The sequence below is a fragment of the Paenibacillus sp. J22R160 genome, assembly GCF_059692135.1.
In genome coordinates, this window is the sequence record NZ_JCAUAU010000006.1 from 302,281 (window position 1) to 320,738 (window position 18,458).

Consider the following 18,458-nt stretch of genomic DNA (forward strand, 5'->3'; position numbering starts at 1 on the left):
TGGTATGTATCATACTAGGTAAGTAACAGAACAGATGTATGATACTAGAACAGTTTTCCAAGGTATGCTTTATGATAGAGTAAACAGAGGGGGGATATGGGATGAAAGCTCCGGGATCATCTGGAAAAGAAGCTAACCTGCTTTTCAGACAGGCTTACGAATATATTGTAACCCGCATGGATCGCGGCGAGTGGCAAGCTCATGACAAGCTCCCCTCCATCCGGCTGCTTGCCCAAGAGCTGAAGGTGCACAGGCTAACCGTTTTTCGCGCCTATCAGCTGCTGAAACAAAATGAGAGAGCTTACGTCAAAGAGAAATCCGGTTACTACGTAAGTCCCAGCAAGACGGAGAAGCAAGTCTCTACGGTGCACGCGGAAAGCAATCGTTCGCTCACAACGTACAGCGCTCTAAAAAACTCCTTGTCAGAAATTCAGCAAATACCTGTCACGTACCAATTCTCGCAAGCATTGATTGATCCCAACTTGCTGCCGAATCTCTTTTTGTCCGAACATGTGAAGAAGGTTTTCGACATCTACCCCAAACTCATGGGCACCTACTCCAGCGCCCAGGGGGATGAGGAGCTTCGCGAGTATCTCTGCCGTTACATGGTTCGGCATCATAACCTCCAGCTCACTGTCAGCGATCTGTTGATTACCACTGGGGGTCAGCAGGCCATTGACCTCATCTCGCGGATCTACATCCGGCCTATGGATCCGGTCCTGGTTGAGCGGCCGACGTACAGCGCTGCACTTGATATTTTCCGCCAGCAGGGGGCGCGGTTCATTCCTGTCGAAATCACCCCGGACGGCTATGATCTGGCGAATCTTGAGAGGCTTATGGAGAAGCATAAACCGCGACTTTTTTATATGAATCCTACCTTTCATAATCCGACGGGCTACACGGTTCCAGCCGCACAGCGCAAGCAGCTCGTTGAACTGGCTGAACGCTACCGCTGCTTGCTGATTGAAGATGACGCCATTCATGAGATGTACTTAGACCAGCCTCCTCCTCCGCCCATGCTGACTTATGATACGGAAGGATGGGTCGTGTATCTCCGCAGCTTTAGCAAATATATCGCGCCCGGACTTCGTATTTGTGCCGTTATGGGTGGCCAGCACGTCATCAAATCGCTCATCACCGCCAAATCATTAGCTGACAACGGCACACCGCTCGTCAATCAGAAAATGTTCCTGCATTACTTCGAATCACCTCGGATGCAGCAGCATCTAGAGAAACTGCGCATCGCCCTGCTGATTCGCAAAGAAATTGTAGAACAGGAGCTAGCCTCCACTGGATGGCGCTGGGTTAGCCCCCAAGGAGGCTTCAATCTGTGGCTCCAGCTCCCGGACCACATCCCAGTCGACCAGCTGCTGGAGGAGTGCCTTCGGCAATCTGTCTCCTTCATTCCTGGAGTGATCTGCGATCCGCTCAAAGAGATGCGCTCTTGGATCCGTTTGAGCTATTCCTTCGTGAATGAAGAGCATTTGCGCGATGGCGTTAGACGGTTGATTGGAATTGCAGGGAGCTATACGATTTGAATAGCGGGAAAATCTCAGGCTGTCGGGAAAGTGCCCTTTTTTTATATACGCTAAGAATGTTAGGTGCATGGGTAGCGGATTTTTCTTACTCTAAGCAAATGTCCTTTAAGCGTCATTAGCGATCATCTGCCAGTCCCAAAACGGCTTGTTATTCCGCTATTGCCGTCTGGAACGTGCGTGCTCTAAGCATTAAAACCGTCAAGGAGTGGCTCCCAGACGATGGATAACTTATCTCAATAATCAATTTTTCGAAAGAATAACACGGAATATGAAATGCGAGACTCCCTGGTAATGAACCAACTTTATACTTAAGCATCCTTTAGGCGCATGTAAGCGATACCGTTGGTTTGACTCCGTGGGCGCTCCTGATCATGGCTTCCAGCAGTGACTATAATTGTACCGCAGCAGCTAAGCCAAACTACAGATTGTGCCTCTTTCAAGGCAAGTCTGTTCATATTCTATTGTTTTCATATATTCACTTTCACGGATTTAGGTATTTATTAACAATAACTTCCTAACTATATTAATCTGGGATAATATAATATATATTGTATTATTATGGAAACTATTGTATACTCAATTTGTAACTATTTACATATTATCCCAAAAATAGGAGGTGAACGAAAATGGTAATATCAAATAGAAAAGGTATTATGCTTTGGACTGTAGCAGGTCTTGCGGCTTGCTTAGCCTTCATACTTACTCAAGGTATTCTTTTCCAACTATATGGATACGTAAGTTGGACTGGGGTAGGGTATGCTGCTGTTAGTCAGATTTTAAACATTATTTTGACTGGCTCATCCATTTATTCTGCCGTCGTTGCAATTGTTGGTGTGTTCTTGGGTGGTCCATGCTGTTGTATCCCTATAAGTATTTATGATAAGTATAGGGTTACATGTCCTGCAATTTTCAGGACATGTAACCCTATTATTAGGATGAAGGAAGTGTTCCAATATAGCTAAATTTTTGAAGTTAAGAAATTGTCTATACCTTTCTATTCTTGTATACGTGACTGGTTGTATAATAGGTAGCCTTATTACTCTGATCCTACATATGGATATCGGCAATCTATCTTTTATCAAAAAAGATTCCACTTGGACAACTCTTTTTTTACACAATTTGTATGTGAATGGATTATTAGTACTAGGGGGTGTTTTACTAGGTTTTCCTACACTGATCATTCTTTTCGTAAACAGTATAATTACTGGATTTCAATTTTCTCAATCATTCCTCACAGGACAAATTTCTGAATTGCTTTTTGGCATCATGCCGCATGGCATTTTTGAAATCCCTGCCTCTATACTTAGCGCAGCTCTCGGATTTCAAATATTCGGCTTTATTTACACCCGAATATTTGGTAAGAATAGCGCCTCTTGGGATTTCTTCAAATTTGCAAAGAAATGCGTTCTTATCATTTTATTAACCTGCATTGCGGCTATGATGGAAGTATTTGTACAGCTTTATAGTACAACCTAAATTGATTAGAAGGTGAATTCATTAATATGCAGACTGAGTTAGTCAACCAAGAAACAAGTCCAAATCAATCTCCAAATCTAATAGGGTTTCTACATAGTCCTGTTGAACACATAAAGCGGTTAAAACATAAGGCTCCTATTTTTAAACCGTTTATTATCATTTGCATAATCAGTATGGTCTATACTGGTGTCATTTCATACTTAAGTGTCCCCGATCAGTCACTGATTGAAGCTTCAAATGCAATCCATTCCTCACTGCCAAGATTAAAGCTGACAACTAGCATCTTAGCGGGACTATTTTCCATAATTCCATTATTTTTTTCTTTGTTGATTATGGCCATTCTACTGAAATTATTTCTTGTATTTACTCATAAAGAGTTATCATTTAAAACGATTTTTTCACTTAATATCCATATGAGTGCAGTTACTCTTCTGGCAAGCACAATAAATCTGCTTATCAATGGAATTACATGGAGTGGGCAATATTTATCCTATACCAATCTAGGCAGACTATTTATTAATAATTCAATATGGTATGTATTATTTATGGCATTAGATCCTTTTGCGATTTGGGTAAATGTCTTATTGGCAATAGGACTACATTATCTTGCAGGATCGACTAAAGTACAAATTGTGATCGTAATTTCCATTGTTTTTCTATTTTCTATCGCTGCAAATACAATTTCACTAATAAAACTATAGAAATCACCTGCAGGAGATGAATGCAACTGATGATACCAATTCTGACCTCCTACATAAAAATTCGGTTATTATATTATACTTCCCATAGATTTCATTTCCTTACCCAATTGATGCATCAATGGTTTGGAATTAATTTAACAAGAAATGCGACCATCGCCTCCATGATCCTGCTGACACTTTTGAAATATGGTTTAATTGGTGTCGGATTATTTATTTTCATCCAGAAAGGCAAAGTATATCTCAGTAACTGGGAGCTTGTGTGCACTACTTATCTTTTACTGTTTTTATCACCTGTAATAGGAAATCTAGGATTGGTAAAAAGAGTGCTCGCCCCTGTTGATGAAATCTTGCTAAGTACTAGTCCTTTAAGTAATAGACAAATATTTTTATTTAATTATACGGTATCTTTTGTAACTAAAAAGCTACCGGAGATTCCCTTCATGATTATGCTGACGTTTGTTGTATGGTATAACGTGGATGTCCTGTCATGGAGTTTTTGGATATTTTCGATACTTTTCTACGTGACAGCACAAGTTATATCATTCTGTCTAATGATATCGCTGTGCCTCCTTCAAGTTAATCGTTATCGCAAAGGGTATAGATGGGGTACATTCTTATACGTTATGTTTTGTGGAATGCTCATGTTTTTCATTAGTTTTTTTATCTCAAAAACGATTTTCAGTTGGTTAACTTCGACACCGGATATTAGGGATGTTTTTTCTATGCCGCTCTTTTTAAAACACTTTTTTCAAACGGTTCGGGTTATCCTTCAATTCAAACAAAGTCTGTTAACACCTGATCTTGTAGCAGCTAAAGCATCAATTTATTCTCTAGATATATCTTTATTATTGTACTTAATTTTGTATATAGGTATTGTTGCACTTATGTTTGCTATATTGTTTTATTATCGTGCAGGCTTCTGGTATCGAACATCGTGGCGCATCGAAGTTTCCCAACACAAAGATTGGTTATGGTTGCTTGAAAGGATCTTTCTACTTTTAGCCCGTGATATTCATACACGAATTCAAATCAAACAATTGTTAAGAAATCGCCTGCAAATCGCATCAGATTATGCGTTTTTTTTCTTTAACTATTTTAATTATCTGTGGATTGGAATTGCTGCCGGACTATACCAAATTGATTTCACCGAATACCCTCTAATCAGACTTATTTCCTTATTTATGCTTTTCAATATTGTTGCTCGGGATTCCTTCGGCGGTGGTGTGATTTGGTTTCCGGGAATGATGAAATTTGATAGCGATGGAAGAGCCTTGCAGCTTTATCGTATTTCAGGCGAAAATTTAATTCATGTATATAAAGCAAAGATTAAAGTTCAGCGTTGGCTTGGGTCCCTGGATTTTTTGATCATGTTTTCCGTGCTTGTCTATATATTAAAACCCAGTTTAGTCGAATGGCCATTTATTATTAGTCTATGCGCAATGAATTTTTTCTGCATTCCTCATCTTAAGACAGTACCCAGTCTCATGTTTCCACGCCTTACACGTCAGCATTACACTGAGAATGAAGATTACTTGGAAGCAACGCTTTGGCAAGAAAATATTGAGAAGAAAACGCAACAAATATTTTTTCTTATCGGGCTATTGTCTTTAGTTGCTTTATTAATTCTACATGTAGATACAACTCTTGTTTACTGGATTGGCTCTCTCATCTATACGCTCTGCTTGATATGTGGTTTATTGGTTTTCCATGTCCTGCTCGAAAGGCAAAAAATAAAAAGCAACGAATTCCCTATGTAATAAAAATCAGAGGTGAGACATGCTTGTCATTCGTGATGTAAACAAATCATTTAATAATAAACTTATTCTACAGCACATAAATTTATCAATTGCTCCAAGAGAAAAGGTCGCCATCATTGGTAGAAATGGTGCAGGCAAGACCACATTATTCAAGATGATTGTCGAATCCTTGAAATCTCGCAAATTACCCAAATTGATTCTTTTTTAGATAAAAATGTTGCCGATCTTTCAAGCGGTATGAAAAAGAAATTATCGCTCACAGCTGCAATTATCCATCGACCGAAACTAATTATCATGGATGAGCCATTCAACGCGTTAGATGTAGCCTCACATTCATTATTTTACAAAATTCTACTCAACTCTGAGAGTGCTTGTTTATTTACAAGCCATATTCCGGAAACGATTTATGAACTTGCTGAGCGTATTTATGTGCTACGAGATGGTCAAATATGCCCCGAGGCTACCTTTAAACATCAATTCACACAGTTCGAACAATTCAAGGATTGGTTTATATATCAAATAGAAGACTAATGTAATCCTATGGAGGTCAGTTCATGAAACTTTTTTTTGCATTCTTTAAAAAAAAATTAATTCAGGATATGCTTGACCCAAAAAAATTGATATTGTTGGTAATTGTTTTTCTTACCACTTTCATCACTTTTAATACCTCTCCTGTAGGTTTATCTAAGGGAACAATAGTTAGCATCTACATTATTGTACTTATGCTTTTTTATACTCTGACAGCTTGGATAAAGTATAAAAAATCCCGCAAACAAAAATGATAGCCTTGAGGATAACGGAATGAAAAAAAATACATTTCTTATTGTAGGAATACTAACAATCGCAGCTATAATTACAATTAATCTAGTTGTATCAAATAAAAAGAAGTCATCTTTATCAAATTCTCCTTCGGTGAAGATAACACAAGTAAAAAAAGAGCGAATTTCAGATACATTGATAGCTTCTGGTATCATTATTCAGAAAGAAGAAGAAAAAATTAATTATGATGAATCAAAAGGAAATATCACACATTGGTATGTTCAAGAAGGACAACAAGTACAAAAAGGTACAGCATTATTTCAATACGACGGCGAGGATTTAAAAAACCAAAAACAGCGGCTTGAAATTACTGGATCACGTTTAGCTCTTCAAATAGAACAAACCCGGAGCCAAATAAAACAATTAAATGCTCAATTTAAAGAGAGTGTAAAAGATTCTACTGATTTGAATAAGACTATTAATAAATCACTAGAACAACAAGAAAGTTTAGAGAGAGAATTAAAGCTATCAGAACTAGAAATACAGCAAAACGAAATGGAAAAGGATGTATTAAACAAAAAGTTAGATCAGTTAGTGGTAAAAAGCACGATTTCAGGAATAGTTAAAAAAATCACTCTGCCAAGAACAGAACAATCTGGTTTAAATCAACAACTAAGTATCTATATAGTCTCCAGTAATCCATTTCAGGTTCAAGGAAATATATCTGAATTTGACTCTGTTTACGTCAAGGAGGGTCAACAGGTCGTGGTGAAACCAAAAGTATTATCTAATCAGGACTGGAAAGGCATTATAAAACATATCGATTTAACCCCGATAACAGACAGCTCGATAAGTACGCTAAACAAGAGTAATCCCGTTGTTACCTCTTATCCCTTTATTGTTGAATTATCAGATACTCAAGAAGGGCTTCAAGATGGTTATCATGTTGCATTAGAAATTCACATCAAGGACAAAGAAAACGTCCTCACCATACCGAATGATGCTGTTCTGATTCAAGATCAAAAAGAATTTGTCTACATCGTTGAAAATGGAAAATTATATAAGAAAACGATAGAAACAGGCCTTACGAATGATTTGATTAAAGAAGTAACGACTGGAGTTCATGAAGGCGATATGGTTGTTCACAATCCCCTTCCTGGGTGGAAGGACGGAATGGAAGTGCTGACGGATGATACAGCTTCTTAATATATATAAAGGTTACCAACTCCATTCAACTGAAGTACCTGTTTTGAAGGATATTTCTCTTACAATTGAAAAGGGAGAATTTGTATCTATTATGGGTCCGTCAGGTTCGGGCAAATCGACACTTATGAATATAATAGGGCTGCTCGATAGAATAAATTCCGGTATATATAAATTGAACAATCAAGATGTATCATTCTCTACTGATTACGAGCTTGCCTGGTTTCGAAACCGTTACATCGGATTTGTATTTCAACAATTTCAGCTTCTGCCAAGATTAAGTGCACTTGCTAATGTCGAGCTTCCTCTCATTTATGCAGGTGAGAAAAAAAGAGTTCGTTTAGAAAAGGCACACGCAGCTTTAGAAAAAATGGGGCTAGCCGAGCGAAAAACCCATTATCCCAATCAACTGTCCGGCGGACAAAAACAGCGCGTTGCTATCGCCCGCGCAATTGTTCATCAACCAGAGGTAATTCTTGCAGATGAACCGACCGGTTCTCTTGATTCAAAAACGGGAGAACAAATCATGGAGCTATTAACTTTACTTAATAAAGAAGGAAAAACGATTATACTTATAACCCATGAAAAGGAGATTGCCAACTTCGCGTTCCGACAAATCCATGTACGAGATGGTGAAGTAGTCGAAGACCGGAGGAACAATTCATTATGAACCTAGTTGAATGCACTAAGATGGCGTTAACTTCGCTGTATGCGCATAAGTTAAGATCACTTCTTACAATGCTAGGTATTGTCATCGGTGTCGCTTCTATAATCGCTATTGTTGCCATTGGAAAAGGCGGAGAGGCCGTTCTGAAATCCAGGTTCTCCGGATCAGGAAACAATACGCTAGAAATCCTTTATCGCAAGAAAAATATGGAGGACGGATTGGAACAATTAAGCCTGGAGAATCAATCTTTTTTCTTTACCAGCGATATCTCCGACCTCCGAAGATTACCAAATATTAGTAAGGTCATAACCTACAATTCATCAAATGCACCTATTTACTATTACAACCAAAAAGTAAACTCACAACTGATTGGGATTAGTGATGGTTACTATGATGTGAATCCTATAGAAATCATCGACGGCAGGGCCATAACAAGCAAGGAGATTGAACAAGGTCGGAAGGTCGTACTGATCAGCCAAGATTTGGATGTAAAGCTAAAAAAAAGAGGGCATGCTGTCGGAGAGATCATTGAAATGGAAGGAGCATCTTTTAAAGTTATCGGTGTCTATAAGGATGCGAAGAAAGGCTTGTTCGACTTTGGGTTAAAAAAAGTGATGGTCCCACTGACGGTTTGGCCTTCGCTTTATGGCACTGACGATATTCAATCATTAACTATTCAATCAACTGATGTAAATAGTCTGAGACAAACTGGAGAACATGCTGTGAATTTATTAAATATGAAACATAATCAGCTTAATAAAACCGATGGCGAATATTATATATTGAATCTTGAACAGATCCAACAATCTATATCGACAATCACCAATATCATGACAGGGATTATTGCCGGCATTGCATCCATCTCTTTAATCGTTGGGGGCATTGGGGTTATGAATATCATGCTTGTATCTGTGACGGAAAGAACAAGAGAAATTGGTATCCGCAAAGCCCTTGGTGCTACAAGAAAAAATATTCTAACCCAATTTCTCATTGAATCCATAGCACTTACCACTCTTGGAGGAAGTATTGGAATATTAATAGGAGTAGCCGGAGCTTATTCCGTATCCTTTTTTAGCAAGTGGCCTCCGCTCGTTTCGTGGCAAGTTATCGTTGGCGGCGTATTATTTTCCATGTTCATAGGCATTTTATTTGGTATGATCCCCGCAAACAAAGCTTCAAAATGGGAACCTATCGAATCGCTCCGATATGAGTAAAATTATGTTTCTTCTGTCTGTGGTGGAACTATAGGCCTCGTGCGCCATCCGGTATTCGAAAGGGATAACCCGCTCTAGCAATCAAGGATAACGACTTCGTCGTCCTTTTAGAACATACGCGTTGGTCAAAAGGGGTGTCCCGCAGGTCTGTAAAAAGACCATCCAGGCACCCCTTATTTTTATTAAGCTTTCACTTTTGCTTTAATTTCTTCAAGCGGCTTATGATTGCCGTATTTCGGATATTCACGTGTTGACGGTGCAGCCCACTGAACCGCATTGGAGATAACGCGGCGGATTTGCTCATTATAGTAAGTGCGGTAAGTCTCGTGACCTGGACGGAAGTAGAAAATTTTCCCGTTTCCGCGATTGAACGTACAGCCGCTGCGGAATACTTCTCCGCCTTCGAACCAGGAAACCATGATCAACTCATCTGGCTGCGGGATATCGAAGTGCTCCCCGTACATTTCCTCAGCTTCAAGATCGATGTACTCCCCAATGCCTTCCACAATTGGATGGCCTGGTGAGACAACCCAAATGCGTTCTTTTTCGTCCGCTTCACGCCATTTAAGGTCACAAGATGTCCCCATCAGCGTTTTGAACACTTTGGAGAAATGTCCGGAGTGCAGCACGATTAGCCCCATACCTTGCCACACACGTTTTTGAACGCGCTCTACGATTGCATCTTGCACTTCGTCATGCGCTTTATGTCCCCACCAGATAAGAACATCGGTGTTATTCAAAACCTCTTCAGTCAAACCGTGCTCAGCATCGTCAAGAGTCGCATAAGTGACATCTACATTCCCGCTGATGCCTTCGCCAATCGCTGTATGAATCCCGTCTGGGTAGGCAGCGCGTACTTTTTCATTTTCTTTTTCATGACGGTACTCGTTCCAAACCGTTACTTTAAGCTTCTGAGTCATCTTCTTATTCCCTCCAAGATAGCGTATTCATTCATACTGTGAGTATAGTCCGTCCATTCCCAGAATGAAAGGCAAGATTGTGCCTATTTATTATTCAATAGTGTCATCAGGAAGTAAACAATGTTATACTTTTTCTTGATAAACCTTACCTGCAACGACGATTTACATATTCAAAAATGTCCTACCCCATAGCGAGGTATACGTAACCATGGAACCCACACATAGTACTTTTTCCGAAATCGTGAACGAAGAAGTTATTTATCAGAACCCGCTGCTCTTCCTAAAAATATGGGAGCTAGGCTCCGACTCCGCTCACTTCGGTCCCCCAACGCCTTGGCGCTGGCATTCACATAGGCAGGTTGAATTCCTTGTCGTCACAGAAGGCTTCCTGGCTATTCAAACGAAGCATGAACATACCGTGTTATCCGCAGGAGATGTGATCGTATTAGGTTCCTCTCAGCCCCATCGGACATACAAGTACTCCGCTGGCTCCTTGCGGCAGATTGTTTTCCAAATTGATCTCAAGCAGCATTTTGACCTAAGTACGATGCCTTATCTGCACTGCTTCTCGGAGCTGACTCATCCGCTTGAGCAGTTCAACGAGCTTTTCCGAGGCAATCCGGCCGTTAAGCAAGCCGCTTATGAACTTATTCTGCAGATTTTCGAAGAGTCGCAATCCCGTAAAATTGGTTACGAGCTTGCCATCAGCGCGGCGATCAAGAACTTGCTGCTGCTTATGTTGCGCAATGACAACCGTGATCTGTCCGCACATGCGGAGGATTCAGGCATCGCCCGCTTACGCCCTGCGCTCGATTATATCGATAAGCATCTTGGCGAACGAATTACAGTTGAAGACGTCTGCTCCTTGCTCAATTTAAGCTATCATTACTTTATTAAGTATTTCAAAAAAGTGATGGGGATATCCTTCGTGGATTACGTGAATTACAAGCGCATCAAAAAAGCCGAGCGTCTCCTGCTAACAGGCGACCTCAGCATGATGGAAGTAAGCTTTGAGGTTGGCATCCTCAATATGGCGCAGTTCTACAAGCTGTTCAAGCGGCATAATCAGTGCTCGCCCAAAGAATTCAAACAACGCATGCGCAGCCAAACGGGGGTCGCCCCCCTCCTGGCGCAAGCGGATTAACCATCAGCCAGGCAGGAAGCCCTGCTGGCTGACAAACACACGCTCCTGCGGGAAATGCCGCAGGAGCTGTTCGTGCACGCGCTTATATGCATCCGGACTGTACCAGTCCGCAAGCCCCAGCGCGTCATAGATAGCGCGCACGCCGATGCGTGCCGTGCGCCGGCCCCCACTGCCATCGCCCATGAAGTAATCGTCGATGCACACCCGCTCCACGATGCCCGCAAGAAGCTCGGCGAACTGCTCCGAGCTTGGCAGCGCTGGCGCTATCGTGGCCTGCACGGGAATACCGCGAGCTGCCAGCTCGCGAAGGGCCTCTAGCCGCGCCGGGATCGGCGGCGCGGACGGGGTGAACGCTCGGCGGACATCCTCGCGGTCCGTCTCTACCGTCATGCTGACTCGGACACGGTCGCCGAGCAGCTCTAGCAAGTCCGCATCCCGCTTCACCAGCGGGCTGCGGGTCTGAAGGAACAAGAAGTCCGGCGGCTGCACGGACATCACCTCCAGGAGCGAGCGGGTGATCCGCTCCTTATGCTCGCTCGGCTGGTACGGGTCCGTCGCCGAGGACATGAAGATCGCGACCCGGCCTTTGCGCTTTGCTTTGGCCAGCTCTTGCTCCAGAAGAGCGGCGGCGTTGGCCTTCACATCGACCCAGGAGCCCCAGGCCTCCGTGCGGAACAGGGCCACCGGCATCTGTCTCACATAGCAATAGGAGCACGCAAAAGCGCAGCCGGTGTACGGGTTAAGCGTATGTGAATATCCCTCTAGAAAGCCGCTGGCTTTCGTGAGCAGCGTCTTCGCTAACTTGTGGTTCACCTCGGTCCGCATATTCGCACCTCCTCCCTTTTCTTCTGCTTACAAGCCGACCTTTTCCAGCACCAACAGTTTCTCTTTATTCGTAAGTCCGCCGCGATAGCCGGTTAACGCCCCATTCTTCCCGACCACGCGATGGCACGGCACCATGATAAGAACCGGATTGGCACCAATAGCTGTACCGACAGCTCTTACTGCGCTAGCTTTATCCAACTTCTGAGCGATATGTGAATAAGTTACCGTTTCACCATGCGGTATTTCATTTAATGCGCGCCACACGGTTTGTTGAAAATCGGTTCCACGTAGATCGAGTGGCAGTGTGAACGTTGTGCGCATGCCTTGCAGGTACTCCTCAAGCTGCTCTACATAAGGCTCTAATATGGCCTTATTCTCCGTCCAGCTATAATCAGGGAAACGATTTTTGGCCCACTTGGTTAAATCAGACCACGCTTCTGGATCCGCTGCGCCTTGCTCAGCATCTCCCGCCTGATATTGCAGGTAGATCAGCCCGTCGTCCGTTGCTGCGATCAAAAAATTGTTATCCAATAAACGAGCTACGCCCCAATAAATGGGTTTAGCCGATGTCTTCGCTTCTATTGTTTGCATCCAAGAACCCTCCTCGGTTATGGTTAGATGGTGGAAGATTGACGAAATTCGGATGGAGTGACACCTGTCTTTTTCTGAAACACGGTGGCAAAATGAGCCGCATTCGCAATTCCTACCTGCGCACCGACGACATTCACAGGTCTATCTGTTTCTATTAAAAGCCGCTTAGCTGCTTCGATCCGTAGTTGTTGAAGGTAAGTAAGTGGCGTAACGCCCTTTACCCGTTTGAAAGTCCTTTGCAAATGATATACGCTGGCATAGAACTGCTCGGCCAGTACCGATAGCGTAATTGGCTCGGCGTAGCTTTCCTTGATGTGGTCGGCTATCAGCTCGATCCACTCTTCATCAGGCAGCCGCATGCCGTCTGGTCTGCACCTTTTACAAGGACGAAAATGTTCCGCAACTGCGGTCTGACGATCATGAAAAACCCGGACATTTTCCCGCTTCGGCACCCTCGATTTGCAGGAAGGCCTGCAGAAGATACCTGTTGTCTTGACCGCATAATAAAACGTGCCATCATAACTCGCATCATTCGCTACAATCGCTTGCCAGTACCTGTCTTGCATGGCTTCGCTCCTCTCAGTGCCTTTTCTCTACTAGCTCAGTATACCCAAACGGGTGCTCTCTTGTAAGGGCTGCGAGATGAGAAAGCAAGATTACGAAAGCCGCCTTCAGCGATAATAGAGGAAGCCCAATTACTGATTACAGGAGAACTGACTATGCCGTCTTTTGACCCTTCACTTCTAACATGGAACGAGCAGACAAGCTCTTTTACACTACCGCTGCCTGAACCTTTTCGATATGAGCAAAATCTAGGCTATTTGACTCGCTCCACCAATGAATGTCTATTCCATGTGGATAACTCAGATATTTATAAGCTGCTTCTCATTGGGGATAACCGTGTGCTGCTCGCTGTCAACAGTGAGGATAACTTACAACTGCGCATTCGCATTTTATCTAGCACAGATACCCCTGTAACTCCAAGCCTTCTTGAAAACGTCGCACGTTATGTGTGGGAGTGGTTTGATCTCGGCACGAATCTTACGCCGTTTTATGAGTTGGCTGTTCACGACACTATGCTGAACCAAGTTTCTCAGGACTTTTACGGACTTCGCCTGCTAGGGATTCCGGATCTTTTTGAAGCGATGAGCTGGGGCATTATCGGACAACAGATCAATCTCACTTTTGCCTATACACTCAAAAGACGTCTCGTGGAAACTTTCGGCACCCGGTTGGACTGGGAAGGACGCACGAATTGGGCGTTCCCTGCGCCTGAGCGGATTGCCGAGCTTGCCCCGGAAGCTTTGACAGTTCTGCAATTCACGGGTAAAAAGGCCGAGTACTTAATCGGCGTTGCCCAAATGATGGCGGATGGCAGGCTGGTCAAGGAGCAGCTGCTGGAGATGAACGATTTTGCTGCTATCGAGAAAGAACTGCTGAGCATTCGTGGCATCGGCCCATGGACGGCCAATTATGTCCTTATGCGCTGTTTGCGCAACGCCGCCGCTTTCCCGATTGCAGATGTTGGATTGCACAACGCGCTGAAGCATGTGCTTGGCTTAGACGAGAAGCCGACACTTCCCCATATTCGCCAGCTTGCTGAAGGTTGGAAAGGCTGGGAGGCTTATGCTACCTTTTATTTATGGCGTGTCCTCTACTAGAGCATGAGAGAGAAGGAGCGAACTCACTGTGAAATTTCTAGGGTTAATCGAACAACTATTTGCTCAGTACGGTTACTTGGTCCTGCTGCTTGGGCTGCCACTTGACGTCATCGCGCTTCCGATCCCTCCAGGCAACACAACCATGACCTATACAGGGTATTTATCTTATAAAGGGGTGCTGCGATGGGCGCCGGCGATGATATCCGCTTGGGTCGGATCGATAATTGGCATGACGATCACCTATTGGATTGGATACAAGCTGGGGACGCCGATTATCGAGCGTTTTGGCAAGATGCTGTTTCTAAAACCCAGCCATTTGGACAAAACAAGAAGCTATTATGAGAAGTTTGGCAATAAATTGCTGCTTTTCAGTTTCTTTTTACCTGGGATCAGGCAGTTCATCTTCTACTTTGTAGGCATCATTCGCATTCCATTCCGCATTTTTGCGGTGTATGCTTTCACAGGCTCTGCCTTATGGGTCGTCGCTTTTTTTAGCATTGGCTACCTGTTCGGCGATCAGTGGCAGGCGATTTTCACGTGGGTGGAACAGTTTTTGATTTATGCGATGATTGGCGTGTGCGCTGTGCTGGCGGGGGTCATTTTGTTTAAATGGCGGAACCGCTTGAAGACGGGGATATAAAGGGACATTAGGTGATATAAGGCTCAAAAAAGGTTGCCCCATCGGTCACAGAGATCGATAAAGGCAACCTTTATTCCATTTATTGTGGTGTTGCTGGTGGCTCTGGTGCCGCTGCCCGTTCTGGCGCTCCTGGATGACCAGACTTTCCTTTGAATTTAAAACCTTCATGACCCTGACCCGGTTTCATCGGGGGCACTCCGCCTTTGCGTTCAACGAAACTTTTCAGCTCATCCGTTAAATTGTCTTTCAGCTTGGTAATCAGTTGATCTTCTGTGATGCCTTTATCCTGGGCGATGTCGGCAAGAGACTTTCCTGCTTTGCGCTGCGCCGCAAGCTCGTCTTCCGTGATTCCGAGGATCGTTGCGATTTCAGCGTTGTTACCGAACATACCGCCAGGCATCATGCCACCACGTGGTTGCATGCCTTTGAAATCGCCTTTGAAATCCATAACATGCGGTTTCGACTCCACCATTTTTTTCAAGCGATCCGCTAGACCCGATTTCATCTTATCGGCCTGCTCCTGCTTCAATTTTCCGGCTGCGAGTGCGTCATCGATTTTCTTCGTCTCGGCTTCCGTTATTTTGGCTAGAAGTGCCTCTTCTGTTAGATTCGCTTTCTCTTGAGCGATTTGCACCCATGTTTTTCCTTGCTTGATCTCATCTTTCAACACGGCTGGATCAATCCCAAGAATAGCAGCGAAATCGAAAGAGCCACCTTTGCCGAAGTCAAAACCGCCTTTGACTGGCCCGTGACCTTGGTTATGGGAACCTCCGCGAAAATCTCTATGATGGTTATCCTTGAATTTGTCCTTCTGAGGTGCAGGGGTTGTCGTGCTCGTCTCATCTGCGAATACTTGGTTATGCTGAAGCACGAGGCCACCGCCAATGAGTAGTCCTGCTGAGAGCGCTCCGACCAGCACTTTCCTATGAATAAGCTTCATCCTGTAACTCCACCTTTTTCATGAATTGGTCTATTTGGCTTCAGTATACAGGGTAATTGTGAATAAAATTAGAACTGCTGCTCATCCAGCAAAAAAGTTTACGCCGTTTTTCTGCCCCTTGTCATTCCTACGAAACAGAGAATTGCCCCTATCTCCATCAAAGCAATGATGATGCCTAGCGGAACTGCGGTGTGGCTGCCCCCGAGACCAACAAGCGGAGCAATCAGGCCCCCGATGATAAAAGAAAGCAGTCCCAGCAGCGCTGCTGCGCTCCCCGCCGTTTTCCCTTGACTCTGCAGAGCAAGTGAAGAAGTAGCCACGGAGACAGGGCCCACACTGGAAACAATGAAGAAAAAAGCGACAAGGATGGCTGGAAGCCCTGTCCCGATAAGAACGGCGATGAGAAGCAGCAGGCCGCCAAAAACAGCCATCGTTAGCCCACCTGCCAGCAAGCGATGGTCGCTTACTTTGCCTGCGAGCTTGCCCGTGACTTGACCGGCAATAATGACGCCAAGCCCGTTCACTGCGAAGCAAACGCTGAATATTTGCGGGGAAACGCCGTAAATCTCCTGCAGTACGAACGGCGAGCCGGAAATATAGGCGAACATACCGGCAAAGACGAGCCCTTGCGTTAGCGCGTAGCCCATGAACATGCGGTCTGTGAGAAGGCCGCGAAATGTTCGCAGCGTGTTGGCGAGCCCGCCCTTGGAACGACGTTCCAGCGCATGCGTTTCCTTCACGCCCCACGTTGCGGCTAGAAGCATCAGCACGCCAATGGCACCTAGAACAAGGAACACGCCGCGCCATGATGTGAACTGCAGAATCTGCCCCCCTGCGATCGGCGCAAGAATGGGCGCTGCCCCGTTAACCAGCATGAGCAGTGCGATAAACTTCGTCAGCTCTACGCCTTCGTACATATCGCGAACAATTGCTCGGGAAATGACGATCCCTGCCGCGCCAGCTAAGCCTTGCACGAATCGCAAGCCTAGGAAAACGCCGATGGACGGCGCGAACATGCATAGGATTGAAGAGATCGCATAGAGGATCAATCCGATCAGCAGTGGCGTGCGCCTACCGCGCACATCGCTTACAGCCCCTGCGATGAGCTGCCCGATGGACAGGCCGAGCATGCAGGCGGTGAGGCTCATTTGCGCCAAGGAAGTGCTCGTATGTAGATCGCTAGCCAGATCAGGCAGCGCCGGCAAGTACATATCCAGCGAGAGCGGACCGAAGGACGCAAGTGAACCGAGCACGAGCACGATCCACAATCGGCTGTAGCGGCCTCCGGACAGGCCAGCTTGAGAAGCCAGTTGGTTGGACATCTTGATCACAACTTTCATTTAGTAGTTCAATTAAGCTAACACTGTGCTTTGATTTTGTCTAGTGTGAATAGCCAAAGCACTGCCCTCTCCGCTATAATGAGAGCTAACGCGACGAAGAACGTCCCTGTTCATCCTTTACGATGGATTAGGGGCGTTTTTTATTATTGCGAACAGGACAGGAGGCTGCGCTATGAATTCTTTCCTTTTTCATGAAAAACATCAGGCTTTCATTGCCTCCCACGCTGCTCGAAGGTCAGGAGAACGCAAGGGCCGACTCGAGCGTGGGCATCTGCATGCGGAAACATTGTTTTTGGAAAACGTGTGGTTTCCGATGCATGGACATTTCGATCATTTGCACCCGGAGTATGAAATTTTGGATTGGCGAGGACGCTCTTACTTTGGCGACTTCGCCTATTTGCCGGGAGAGCTCAAATTCATTTGGGAAATCAAGGGCTTCGGCCCCCATGTGCAGGACATGGACCGCAAACGCTACTGCGAAGAACTAAAGCGCGAAACCTTCCTCCACGCACTTGGCTTCCGTGTCATCTCGTTCGCTTATGATGACGTTGCTCATCGTCCCGAATTATGTATGACCTTACTTCGCATGCTGCTCAGCCGCTACCAATCTGCCCCCTCTCCTGTTCATCGAGCCCATCTGGCTGAAAAAGAGGTCATCCGCCTACTCCATCAGTTAGCACGACCTCTTCGCCCCAAAGATGTTGAATGGCATTTCGAGATCAACCATAGAACAGCCTTAAAACTGCTCCACTCCCTGTGCCAAAAAGGTTGGCTGCAGCCAATCCGCCGCACCCCAAATGGAAAAATCGTTCAATATGGGCTCACTCGCGGAATTATGGACTATCTGGACTAGCTGGACTATCAGATGATGCTAAAATCATGCAAAAAGTACATGTAATTCGGCGTACACCCCCATTTCCGAGAGACAACGTGTAAAAAGTACAGTTAATTTCACGATTCTGACCTCTCTTGACGGTGTAAAATTGTTTGTGTACCAAGATTTGGAGCCTAGCCAGGCAGCAAAAAAGTAGGGTATTCTCGGGATTGCGACACCACCAAGAAAGGAACCCTACTCATGCCTA

At 44.6% G+C, this 18,458-nt stretch carries 21 protein-coding genes; 15 read left to right on the top strand and 6 right to left on the bottom strand.

The annotated features are described in order from the left end of the window. Positions 1-101 precede the first annotated feature (101 nt). From AC58UW_RS16655 to AC58UW_RS16705, 11 genes are all read left to right on the top strand, one after another. On the top strand, positions 102-1,538 hold the full coding sequence (locus tag AC58UW_RS16655; RefSeq protein WP_497421758.1) for an aminotransferase-like domain-containing protein: 1,437 nt from the start codon (positions 102-104) through the stop codon (positions 1,536-1,538). Between the two features lie 626 nt (positions 1,539-2,164). Continuing rightward, positions 2,165-2,500: a putative cyclic bacteriocin gene (locus AC58UW_RS16660; RefSeq protein ID WP_497421759.1), complete on the top strand. Its 336-nt coding sequence runs from the start codon at positions 2,165-2,167 to the stop codon at positions 2,498-2,500. 46 nt (positions 2,501-2,546) lie between these two features. Next, positions 2,547-3,014: a stage II sporulation protein M gene (locus AC58UW_RS16665; RefSeq protein ID WP_497421760.1), complete on the top strand. Its 468-nt coding sequence runs from the start codon at positions 2,547-2,549 to the stop codon at positions 3,012-3,014. A 26-nt stretch (positions 3,015-3,040) separates the two neighbouring features. Next, entirely contained in the window at positions 3,041-3,715 is a 675-nt protein-coding gene (yknW, locus tag AC58UW_RS16670) for a YknW family membrane protein (RefSeq protein WP_497421761.1), read from the top strand. 110 nt (positions 3,716-3,825) lie between these two features. Continuing rightward, positions 3,826-5,472 carry a hypothetical protein gene (locus AC58UW_RS16675; RefSeq protein WP_497421762.1) on the top strand — a complete coding sequence of 549 codons (1,647 nt, stop codon included), beginning with the start codon at positions 3,826-3,828 and terminating at the stop codon, positions 5,470-5,472. A gap of 19 nt (positions 5,473-5,491) precedes the next feature. Further along, positions 5,492-5,680, top strand: a complete 189-nt coding sequence (locus AC58UW_RS16680) for an ATP-binding cassette domain-containing protein (RefSeq protein ID WP_497421763.1) — start codon at positions 5,492-5,494, stop codon at positions 5,678-5,680. Continuing rightward, entirely contained in the window at positions 5,647-6,003 is a 357-nt protein-coding gene (locus AC58UW_RS16685; RefSeq protein WP_497421786.1) for an ATP-binding cassette domain-containing protein, read from the top strand. The genes AC58UW_RS16680 and AC58UW_RS16685 overlap by 34 nt, the downstream gene beginning before the upstream one ends. Positions 6,004-6,026: 23 nt before the next feature. After that, positions 6,027-6,254 carry a hypothetical protein gene (locus AC58UW_RS16690; RefSeq protein WP_497421764.1) on the top strand — a complete coding sequence of 76 codons (228 nt, stop codon included), beginning with the start codon at positions 6,027-6,029 and terminating at the stop codon, positions 6,252-6,254. A 19-nt stretch (positions 6,255-6,273) separates the two neighbouring features. Continuing rightward, positions 6,274-7,437 carry an efflux RND transporter periplasmic adaptor subunit gene (locus AC58UW_RS16695; protein WP_497421765.1) on the top strand — a complete coding sequence of 388 codons (1,164 nt, stop codon included), beginning with the start codon at positions 6,274-6,276 and terminating at the stop codon, positions 7,435-7,437. After that, positions 7,421-8,104, top strand: coding sequence for an ABC transporter ATP-binding protein (locus AC58UW_RS16700; protein ID WP_497421766.1), 684 nt, complete (start codon positions 7,421-7,423; stop codon positions 8,102-8,104). Before AC58UW_RS16695 ends, AC58UW_RS16700 begins: the two co-directional genes overlap by 17 nt. Next, the gene (locus AC58UW_RS16705; RefSeq protein ID WP_497421767.1) at positions 8,101-9,315 is read left to right on the top strand and encodes an ABC transporter permease; all 1,215 of its coding nucleotides are present in this window, start codon (positions 8,101-8,103) and stop codon (positions 9,313-9,315) included. Before AC58UW_RS16700 ends, AC58UW_RS16705 begins: the two co-directional genes overlap by 4 nt. 182 nt (positions 9,316-9,497) lie before the next feature. Here the strand turns inward: AC58UW_RS16705 and AC58UW_RS16710 are convergent, their stop codons facing one another. Next, positions 9,498-10,235 (bottom strand): ThuA domain-containing protein, encoded by a 738-nt coding sequence (locus AC58UW_RS16710; protein ID WP_497421768.1) that lies wholly within the window; start codon positions 10,233-10,235, stop codon positions 9,498-9,500. Between the two features lie 208 nt (positions 10,236-10,443). On the opposite strand from AC58UW_RS16710, the gene AC58UW_RS16715 reads away from it, so the two are divergent. Further along, positions 10,444-11,379 (top strand): helix-turn-helix domain-containing protein, encoded by a 936-nt coding sequence (locus tag AC58UW_RS16715; protein WP_497421769.1) that lies wholly within the window; start codon positions 10,444-10,446, stop codon positions 11,377-11,379. 3 nt (positions 11,380-11,382) lie between these two features. On the opposite strand, the gene AC58UW_RS16720 is transcribed toward AC58UW_RS16715, so the two are convergent. From AC58UW_RS16720 to AC58UW_RS16730, 3 genes are read right to left on the bottom strand one after another with little or no spacing between them, the layout of a single operon-like run. Then, on the bottom strand, positions 11,383-12,204 hold the full coding sequence (locus AC58UW_RS16720; RefSeq protein ID WP_497421770.1) for an SPL family radical SAM protein: 822 nt from the start codon (positions 12,202-12,204) through the stop codon (positions 11,383-11,385). A gap of 27 nt (positions 12,205-12,231) precedes the next feature. Next, on the bottom strand, positions 12,232-12,795 hold the full coding sequence (locus AC58UW_RS16725) for a methylated-DNA--[protein]-cysteine S-methyltransferase (RefSeq protein WP_497421771.1): 564 nt from the start codon (positions 12,793-12,795) through the stop codon (positions 12,232-12,234). A gap of 23 nt (positions 12,796-12,818) precedes the next feature. Further along, positions 12,819-13,361 (bottom strand): bifunctional transcriptional activator/DNA repair enzyme AdaA, encoded by a 543-nt coding sequence (locus AC58UW_RS16730; RefSeq protein WP_497421772.1) that lies wholly within the window; start codon positions 13,359-13,361, stop codon positions 12,819-12,821. Between the two features lie 153 nt (positions 13,362-13,514). Here AC58UW_RS16730 and AC58UW_RS16735 point away from each other — a divergent pair, with 153 nt between their 5' ends. Then, the gene (locus tag AC58UW_RS16735; protein ID WP_497421773.1) at positions 13,515-14,456 is read left to right on the top strand and encodes a DNA-3-methyladenine glycosylase family protein; all 942 of its coding nucleotides are present in this window, start codon (positions 13,515-13,517) and stop codon (positions 14,454-14,456) included. 28 nt (positions 14,457-14,484) lie between these two features. Beyond that, positions 14,485-15,096 (top strand): DedA family protein, encoded by a 612-nt coding sequence (locus AC58UW_RS16740; protein WP_497421774.1) that lies wholly within the window; start codon positions 14,485-14,487, stop codon positions 15,094-15,096. A gap of 79 nt (positions 15,097-15,175) precedes the next feature. Here AC58UW_RS16740 and AC58UW_RS16745 read toward each other — a convergent pair whose 3' ends face one another. Together AC58UW_RS16745 and AC58UW_RS16750 are read right to left on the bottom strand one after the other, a co-directional pair. Further along, a complete protein-coding gene (locus tag AC58UW_RS16745) occupies positions 15,176-16,036 on the bottom strand; it encodes a hypothetical protein (RefSeq protein WP_497421775.1) in 861 nt (286 codons plus the stop codon). 98 nt (positions 16,037-16,134) lie between these two features. After that, on the bottom strand, positions 16,135-17,358 hold the full coding sequence (locus AC58UW_RS16750) for a multidrug effflux MFS transporter (RefSeq protein ID WP_497421776.1): 1,224 nt from the start codon (positions 17,356-17,358) through the stop codon (positions 16,135-16,137). A 190-nt stretch (positions 17,359-17,548) separates the two neighbouring features. Between AC58UW_RS16750 and AC58UW_RS16755 the strand changes: the two genes are divergently transcribed. Beyond that, entirely contained in the window at positions 17,549-18,229 is a 681-nt protein-coding gene (locus AC58UW_RS16755; RefSeq protein ID WP_497421777.1) for a hypothetical protein, read from the top strand. The last annotated feature ends 229 nt before the right edge of the window (positions 18,230-18,458 follow it).